The following is a 7,924-nucleotide window of genomic DNA, read 5'->3' as shown; positions in this document are numbered from 1 at the left end:
CGCCCCGGCCTGCCCCCGCACATCCGCCAGGCCCGGCTCGCCCCCACCTCCGAGCCGTTCCTCGTCAAGCTGTTCGAGTCGGATGAGGGGTCGGGGCCGGGCGAACGCTCCCGCAACCCCGTGCGCCCGGTCGGCCAGTACCGCGAACTGCTGTCCCGGGTCAGCACACTGCCCACGGCGAGGCGTCGTACGGCCGAGCGCGTCATGCTGTGGCCGAGGGCTGTCGTGGGCGCCCGGGAACACGCTGTCGGAGTCGCGTACCCACCGCTGGGCCGGCCGTTCCTGCTCACGGACGGCAACGCACAGACCGGCGACTTCCTGCTCGCGCAGGAGCCGGACTTCCAGGGGTGCGAGGTGCCCTCGGCCCGCCAGCGGGCCGAACTGCTCCTGGACGTCGTGGTGGCCCACGAACTGCTGCACACCATCGGTCTGGCGCATGGCGACACCAACTGGAAGAACTTCGTCTACGGTCTGGAGTCCGGCCGCGGCCGGGGCAGGCTCATCGACATCGACAGCGTGACCGCCCTGGACGATCCCCGGCCGCCGCTGATGCACCAGCCGGGCTGGGGCGACGACCCCACCATGTCCCCGCACACCCGCGACACCCTGCGCGTAGCCCTCCTGGTGGCCCGCCTGGCCGCCCCCGAGCCGGACTGGGACCGCTGGGCCCCTCCCGAGCTCGGCGCCCCCTGGTTCACTCCCTGGCTGCGCGACCTCACCCGGCGGACCCTCGACGATCCCCGCGAGGGCTCGGTGTCCGAGTTCACGGCCGCACTGACGGAGGCCCTGCGGAACTAGAGGGTGTTTCGGGAATCCCGGCGCGCTCCAGGTGTTGAAGTCCATGTGAGTTCAGTGATCGCACAGACCCGGTTCTCGGTCCTCGACCGCTCCCGCACCCGTGAGGGGCACGACGCCGCCGAGGCGCTGCGGGACACGGTGGGGCTGGCGCGGGAGCTGGAGTCGCTGGGCTACCACCGGATCTGGGTGTCGGAACACCACGGAGTGCCCGGAGTCGCCGGTTCCGCGCCCACGGTGCTGGCCGCGGCCGTCGCGGCGGCCACGCGACACATCCGGGTGGGCACCGGCGGCGTGATGCTGCCCAACCACCAACCGTTCGTCGTGGCCGAGCAGTTCGGGGTCCTGGAGTCCCTCTTCCCGGGGCGGATCGACATGGGCCTGGGCAGGTCCGTCGGCTTCACCGACGGGGTGCGCAGGGCCCTGGGGCGGGACAAGGACGACGCGGACGACTTCGCCGGGCAGCTCGACGAGTTGCTCGGCTGGTTCCGCGGCACGTCCCCCACCCGTGCGCACGCGCGCCCGGCGGAGGGCCTGACCGTGCCGCCGTTCGTGCTCGCGATGGGTGAGGGCGCCGCCATCGCCGCGCGGGCGGGCCTGCCGATGGTCATCGGCGACCTCCGAAACCGCGAGAAGATGCGGCGCGGCATCGACCACTACCGCGCGACCTTCCGGCCCTCCCCGTGGGCACGGGAGCCGTACGTCGTCATCTCGGGCACGGTCGTGGTCGCCGCCACGCCCGAGGAGGCCCGGCGCCTGCTGCTTCCGGAAGCCTGGTCGATGGCGTACTCCCGCACGCACGGCACGTTCCCTCCGCTGCCGTCGGCCGAGAGCGTCGAGGCCCGCCCGATGACCGCGAAGGAACGCGGCTTCTACGAGTCGGGCCTCACCGGCCAGATCGCCGGCACCGAGGACCAGGTGGCCCACGAGCTGGAGACGGTGCTGAAGGAGACGGGCGCGCAGGAGCTCCTCGTCACCACCAGCACCTACGACCGTGCGGCCCTCCTCGACTCCTACCGGCGGCTGGCCCGCATCGTCACCGGTCAGGCCGCGGCCTTCCAGTGAGACTCCTGATGCGCCTGACGCGCCCCCAGCCCCGCGGACAACTCGGCGGCGCGGGCCAGTGAGCGGCGGTCGACACAGGTGCCCGGAGGCACCGCGTCCCGTACCTCGATCTCGGCCACCAGACCGCGTGCCGTCGCCACCCGCCACAGGGAGGCGAACAGGTTGTCCTCGCCGACGAAGGCCGGGGCCGTGCTGGCGGTGCCGTCGCCGAGGCGGTAGTGGATGCGGACGGGCTGGACGGGGACACCGGCGTCCAGGGCGGCCTGGAAGACGGCGCGGCGGAAGCTGCCCCGGGCGCGCCCGCACCAGGTGCTGCCCTCGGGGAAGGCCGTGACCGCCGCACCGGAGCGCAGGGCACCGGCGATGCGGGCGACGGTGTCCGGCAGGGCGCGCAGTCTGTCCCGTTCGATGTACAGGACGCCGGCCCGCGCCGTCAGCGGGCCCACGACGGGCCACTGCCGGATCTCGGTCTTGGCGAGCATCCGGGCCGGACGGACGGCGGCGAGCAGCGGGATGTCCAGCCAGGAGATGTGGTTGGCGACGAGGAGCACCCCGCCGGTGGGCGCGGTGGCGCCGGTGACGCGGACCCGGACGCCCGCGGCCCGCACCATCGCCCGGCACCACCACCGCACCATTCCGGCCGATACGCGCCTGCCGATCGGCAACAGCATGATCCCCCCGAGCAGGAGGACCGTCGCCGCTGTCAGCCGCAGCACCGCCCGGGGCACGGTCGCGACGGGTCCCGCCGGATCCACGCACGCCCCCGGAGTGCACGGCGCGCTGGGCAGCCAGACGCTCATCAGGCCGGTACGAGCGACAGGAAGTGCCGCAGATAGCGCGAGTTGACCCGGCTCATCGGCAGCAGCACGTACAGGTCGGCGACACCGAAGTCCGGGTCGTGGGCGGGCTCGCCGCACACCCAGGCGCCGAGGCGGAGGTAGCCGCGCAGCAGCGGGGGCAGTTCGGTGCGCTCCTCGGGCCGGGCCACGCCGTCCGCGTCCCAGGGCAGCAGGGGCCGCACCCGGTACTCCTCGGGCGCGAGGTGCTTGGCCCGCACCCGGTCCCATGTACCGGCGGCGAGCGCGCCACCGTCGGCGAGCGGGAACGAGCAGCAGCCGGCCAGCCACTCGTGGCCGCCGTCCACCATGTAGCGCGCGATCCCGGCCCAGATCAGGCCGATGACCGTGCCGTCGCGGTGGTCGGGGTGCACGCAGGAGCGGCCGACCTCGACGAGCCCGGGACGGATCGCGTCCAGCGGCGCGAGGTCGAACTCGCTCTCCGAGTACAGCCGCCCGGCAACCGCGGCGCGCTCGGGCGGCAGCAGCCGGTAGGTGCCGACGACCTGGTCGGTCAGCGTGTCACGGACGAGCAGGTGATCGCAGTACGCGTCGAAGGCGTCGACGTCGAGGCCGGGCTGCGGGGTGGACAGCAGCGCGCCCATCTCGCCGGCGAAGACGTCGTGGCGCAGCCGCTGCGCGGCCCGCACGTCGGCTTCGTCGCGGGCGAGGGTGACGGTGTAGCGGGTGGGCGCGACTGCCCGGGGCGGGCTGTCGAGCGTGGATACGCCGGTCATGGCTGGCTCTCTCCTGGGGACGGGGCCTGTACGGCGGGAGCTGAGCGGGCCGCCGGTTGGCTACGGCGTGCTCGCTTATGTTTTCCCGACGCCAACTGACCGGCGCGTAACCTTCGCAGAGAGGCGGGGTGTGGGGTTGTTGAATGCCAGGGGTGCGGCACCTGGACAGAGCTTGGCGGGGCCGGAGAGCACCACTCCGGCCCCGCCCGTCCGCACCTGGTCGGCGAACGTTTCAGGGGCGCGGGGAACTGCGCGACAAGCCACGGCTGACCCGCAGCCCGCCGACGACGATCCCCCTACGGCGCTACCGCTTGGCGACCTTCCGCGTAGCCCGCAGCCACTCCTTGTTCATGCTGGTGATGGACACCAAGGGAATCCCCTTGGGGCAAGCCGTGGCGCACTCCCCCGCCAACGTGCACCCCCCGAACCCCTCGTCATCCATCTGCGCCACCATGTCCAGCACCCGCGTCTCCCGCTCGGGCGCCCCCTGCGGCAACACGTTCAGGTGATTGACCTTCGCCGAGGTGAACAGCATCGCGGCCCCGTTCGGGCAGGCCGCCACACACGCCCCGCACCCGATGCACTCCGCGTTCTCGAACGCGAAGTCCGCGTCCGGCTTCGGCACCGGCGTCGCGTGGGCCTCGGGCGCGGCCCCGGTCGGCGCGGTGATGTACCCGCCGGCCTGGATGATCCGGTCGAAGGCCGACCGGTCGACCACCAGGTCCTTGATGACCGGGAACGCCGAGGCCCGCCACGGCTCGATGTCGATGGTGTCGCCGTCCTGGAAGGACCGCATGTGCAGCTGGCAGGTCGTGGTGCGCTCGGGCCCGTGGGCGTCGCCGTTGATCACCAGGCTGCACGCGCCGCAGATGCCCTCGCGGCAGTCGTGGTCGAAGGCGACCGGGTCCTCACCGCGCAGGATGAGTTCCTCGTTGAGGGTGTCCAGCATCTCCAGGAAGGACATGTCGGTCGAGATGCCGTCCACCTCGTACGTGGACATCGCTCCGTCGGCGTCGGCGTTCTTCTGCCGCCAGACGCGCAGGGTGAGCTTCATGCGTAGCTCCGCTGGGTGGGGTGGACGTACTCGAAGACGAGGTCTTCCTTGTGCAGTACGGGGGCAGAGCCCGTACTCGTGAACTCCCAGGCGGCCGCATACGCGAACTCGTCGTCCTTGCGGGCCGCCTCGCCGTCGGCCGTCTGGGACTCCTCGCGGAAGTGGCCGCCGCAGGACTCGGCGCGGTGCAGCGCGTCGAGGCACATCAGCTCGGCGAGTTCGAGGTAGTCGACGACGCGGTTGGCCTTCTCCAGCGACTGGTTGAACTCCTCGCCGGTGCCGGGCACCTTGATGCGCCGCCAGAACTCCTCGCGGATCTGCGGGATGCGTTCCAGCGCCTTGCGCAGCCCCGAGTCGGTACGGGCCATGCCGCAGAACTCCCACATCAGCTCGCCGACCTCGCGGTGGAAGGAGTCGGGGGTGCGGTCGCCGTCGACGGACAGGAGGAGGTTCAGCCGGTCCTCGGTCTCGGCCCGCACCTCCTGGACCACGGGGTGGTCGACCGTGACGTCCTCGTGGTGCGGGTTGCGCGCCAGGTAGTCGTTGATGGTCGACGGGAGTACGAAGTAGCCGTCGGCGAGCCCCTGCATCAGGGCGGAGGCGCCGAGCCGGTTCGCGCCGTGGTCGGAGAAGTTGGCCTCGCCGATGGCGAACAGGCCGGGGATCGTGGTCTGGAGGTCGTAGTCGACCCACAGGCCGCCCATCGTGTAGTGCACGGCGGGGTAGATCCGCATCGGCACCTCGTACGGATCCTCGTCGGTGATCCGCTGGTACATGTCGAAGAGGTTGCCGTACTTGGCCTCGACGGCTCCCCGGCCCATGCGCTTGATGGCGTCGGCGAAGTCCAGGTACACGCCCTGCCCGCCGGGACCGACCCCCCTCCCCTCGTCGCAGACGTTCTTCGCGGCGCGGGAGGCGATGTCGCGGGGCACGAGGTTGCCGAAGGACGGGTAGATGCGCTCCAGGTAGTAGTCGCGCTCGTCCTCGGGGATCTGGCCGGCCGGGCGGGTGTCGCCCTTGGCCTTCGGCACCCAGATGCGTCCGTCGTTGCGCAGGGACTCGCTCATCAGCGTCAGCTTGGACTGGTGGTCGCCGGTGCGCGGGATGCAGGTGGGGTGGATCTGGGTGAAGCACGGGTTGGCGAAGTACGCGCCGCGCCGGTGGGCCCGCCAGATCGCCGTGGCGTTGGAGTTCATGGCGTTCGTCGACAGGTAGAAGACGTTGCCGTAGCCGCCGGAGGCGAGCACGACGGCGTCCGCGAAGTACGTGTCGATGCGACCGGTGACGAGATCGCGCGCCACGATCCCGCGGGCCCGCCCGTCGATCACGATCAGGTCGAGCATCTCGGTGCGCGCGTGCATCTCGACGTTGCCGGCGGCGATCTGCCTGCTGAGGGCCTGGTAGGCGCCCAGCAGCAACTGCTGTCCCGTCTGGCCGCGGGCGTAGAAGGTCCGGGACACCTGGACGCCGCCGAACGACCGGGTGTCGAGCAGACCGCCGTACTCACGGGCGAACGGCACGCCCTGCGCCACGCACTGGTCGATGATCTCCACGGAGATCTGGGCCAGCCGGTGGACGTTGGACTCACGGGCGCGGAAGTCGCCGCCCTTGACAGTGTCGTAGAACAGCCGGTGGATGGAGTCGCCGTCGTTGCGGTAGTTCTTCGCCGCATTGATGCCGCCCTGCGCGGCGATCGAGTGGGCGCGGCGCGGGGAGTCCTGGTAGCAGAACTGGACGACGTGGTAGCCCTGTTCGGCGAGCGTGGCCCCGGCGGAGCCGCCGGCCAGACCCGTCCCGACCACGATCACCGTGTGCTTGCGCCGGTTGGCGGGGTTGACCAGCTTGGCCTCGAAGCGGCGGGTGTCCCAGCGCTCGCCCACGGGGCCGGAGGGCGCCTTGCCGTCGACGACGGGCTCACCGGTCTGGTACTCGGCGTAGGTAGTCATGTCAGCTCACCACTCCGGTCATGACGCCCACGGGTACGGCGATGAAACCCGCCGTGAGCAGCAGTGCGAGAACGTTGGCGATGGTCTTGAGGGCGCGGTCGCGGGTGCGGCTGCCCGCGCCGAGGGTCTGGGCGGCGCTCCAGAAGCCGTGCCGGACGTGCAGGCCGAGGGCGAGCATCGCGACGATGTAGATGACGTTGCCGTACCAGGTGGAGAAGGTGTCCACGACGTTCTGGTACGGGTGGCCCTCCTGGAAGCCACCGGAGTGCACGGTGCCGGTGGTGAGGTCCAGGATGTGCCAGACGATGAACAGGCCGAGGATGATCCCGCCCCAGCGCATGGTGCGCGTGGCGTAGCTCGCCCGTGGCTTCTTGTGCACGTACTTGCTGGGCCGAGCCCTGATGTCGCGGCGGCTGAGCTGATACGCGGAGACCGCGTGGGCGACGACCGCGACGACCAGCACGACGCGGACGAGCCACAGCGTCCACTCGTAGTGCATGAAGGGTTCGCCGACGGTGCGCAGCCAGTGCGCGTAGTGGTTGAACTCGCCCGCGCCGAAGAAGATCTTCAGGTTCCCGATCATGTGGACGATCAGGTACAGCAACATGATCAGACCGCTGACCGCCATGACGGTCTTCTTGCCGACGGAGCTGTCCCACACCGTGCGGGCCATGGACGGCCGTCGGTCCGTCCGCGTTGCCAGAGCCATACACATGACGCTAGAGCGGGAACACGCGATCGGTCCAAGACATGGTACGGCTCGTTTCGATAGAGCTGGCCTATCGTGAAGGTATGCAGTTCCAGCAGCTCCAGTACTTCGTGGCCGTGGCCGAGACCCGGCACTTCACCCGGGCCGCGGAGCTCGTGCATGTCGCGCAGCCGTCTCTGTCCCAGCAGATCCGTTCGCTGGAGCGGGAGTTGGGGGCGGAACTGTTCCGTCGGGCGCGCGGCAACATCACGCTGACCGACGCGGGCGAGTCCCTGCTGCCGCTGGCCCGGCGGATACTGGCGGACGCGGACACCGCGCGGCAGGAGGTGGCCGAGCTGGTCCAGCTGCGGCGCGGGCGGGTGCGGCTGGGTGCGACGCCGAGCCTGTGCACGGGGCTGCTGCCGGACGTGCTGCGCTCGTTCCACGACCGCTATCCGGGGATCAGGCTGCTGATCGAGGAGGGCGGGTCGCACGATCTCGTACGGGAGCTCGCGCGGGGTGCGTTGGATCTGGCGCTGGTCGTTCTGCCCCTGCCCAGCCCCTCCCCCGCGCTGACCACGGTGGAGGTGCTGAGGGAGGACCTGGTCGTGGTGTCGTCACCGGACGCGTCGGCGCCCGGGCGGGGGCAGCGTACGGTGCGGGTCTCCGACCTGGAGGGTGAGCGGCTGGTCATGTTCCGTCACGGGTACGACCTGCGGGAGCTGACGGTCGCCGCGTGCCGTGCCGAGGGCTTCGAGCCGGACTTCGCGGTCGAGGGTGGGGAGATGGACGCGGTGCTGGGG

Annotated in this window: 8 protein-coding genes; 3 read left to right on the top strand and 5 right to left on the bottom strand. The window is 71.1% G+C overall.

All coding sequences use genetic code 11. The annotated features are described in order from the left end of the window. On the top strand, positions 1–798 hold a 798-nt coding region (locus FNH08_RS51165), incomplete at its 5' end, for a zinc metalloprotease (protein ID WP_194238765.1). A 45-nt stretch (positions 799–843) separates the two neighbouring features. Then, complete coding sequence (locus FNH08_RS38510) at positions 844–1,860, top strand: LLM class flavin-dependent oxidoreductase (protein WP_322726170.1); 1,017 nt, start codon at positions 844–846, stop codon at positions 1,858–1,860. On the opposite strand, the gene FNH08_RS38505 is transcribed toward FNH08_RS38510, so the two are convergent. The 5 genes from FNH08_RS38505 to FNH08_RS38485 all read right to left on the bottom strand — a co-directional run bounded on the left by FNH08_RS38505 (position 1,839) and on the right by FNH08_RS38485 (position 7,106). Then, a complete protein-coding gene (locus FNH08_RS38505; RefSeq protein WP_152776173.1) occupies positions 1,839–2,660 on the bottom strand; it encodes a lysophospholipid acyltransferase family protein in 822 nt (273 codons plus the stop codon). The genes FNH08_RS38510 and FNH08_RS38505 overlap by 22 nt on opposite strands. Then, positions 2,660–3,433: a GNAT family N-acetyltransferase gene (locus tag FNH08_RS38500; protein WP_152776172.1), complete on the bottom strand. Its 774-nt coding sequence runs from the start codon at positions 3,431–3,433 to the stop codon at positions 2,660–2,662. Before FNH08_RS38500 ends, FNH08_RS38505 begins: the two co-directional genes overlap by 1 nt. A gap of 304 nt (positions 3,434–3,737) precedes the next feature. Then, positions 3,738–4,487: a succinate dehydrogenase/fumarate reductase iron-sulfur subunit gene (locus FNH08_RS38495; RefSeq protein WP_152776171.1), complete on the bottom strand. Its 750-nt coding sequence runs from the start codon at positions 4,485–4,487 to the stop codon at positions 3,738–3,740. Continuing rightward, a complete protein-coding gene (locus FNH08_RS38490) occupies positions 4,484–6,433 on the bottom strand; it encodes a fumarate reductase/succinate dehydrogenase flavoprotein subunit (RefSeq protein ID WP_152776170.1) in 1,950 nt (649 codons plus the stop codon). Before FNH08_RS38490 ends, FNH08_RS38495 begins: the two co-directional genes overlap by 4 nt. A 1-nt stretch (position 6,434) precedes the next feature. Beyond that, the gene (locus FNH08_RS38485; protein WP_152776174.1) at positions 6,435–7,106 is read right to left on the bottom strand and encodes a succinate dehydrogenase; all 672 of its coding nucleotides are present in this window, start codon (positions 7,104–7,106) and stop codon (positions 6,435–6,437) included. A gap of 119 nt (positions 7,107–7,225) precedes the next feature. On the opposite strand from FNH08_RS38485, the gene FNH08_RS38480 reads away from it, so the two are divergent. Next, on the top strand, positions 7,226–7,924 hold a 699-nt coding region (locus FNH08_RS38480; protein WP_152776169.1), incomplete at its 3' end, for a LysR family transcriptional regulator.

It is taken from the genome of Streptomyces spongiae (assembly GCF_009377185.1).
GTDB lineage: Bacteria > Actinomycetota > Actinomycetes > Streptomycetales > Streptomycetaceae > Streptomyces > Streptomyces spongiae.
This window is presented reverse-complemented; position numbering and strand designations above follow the sequence as displayed.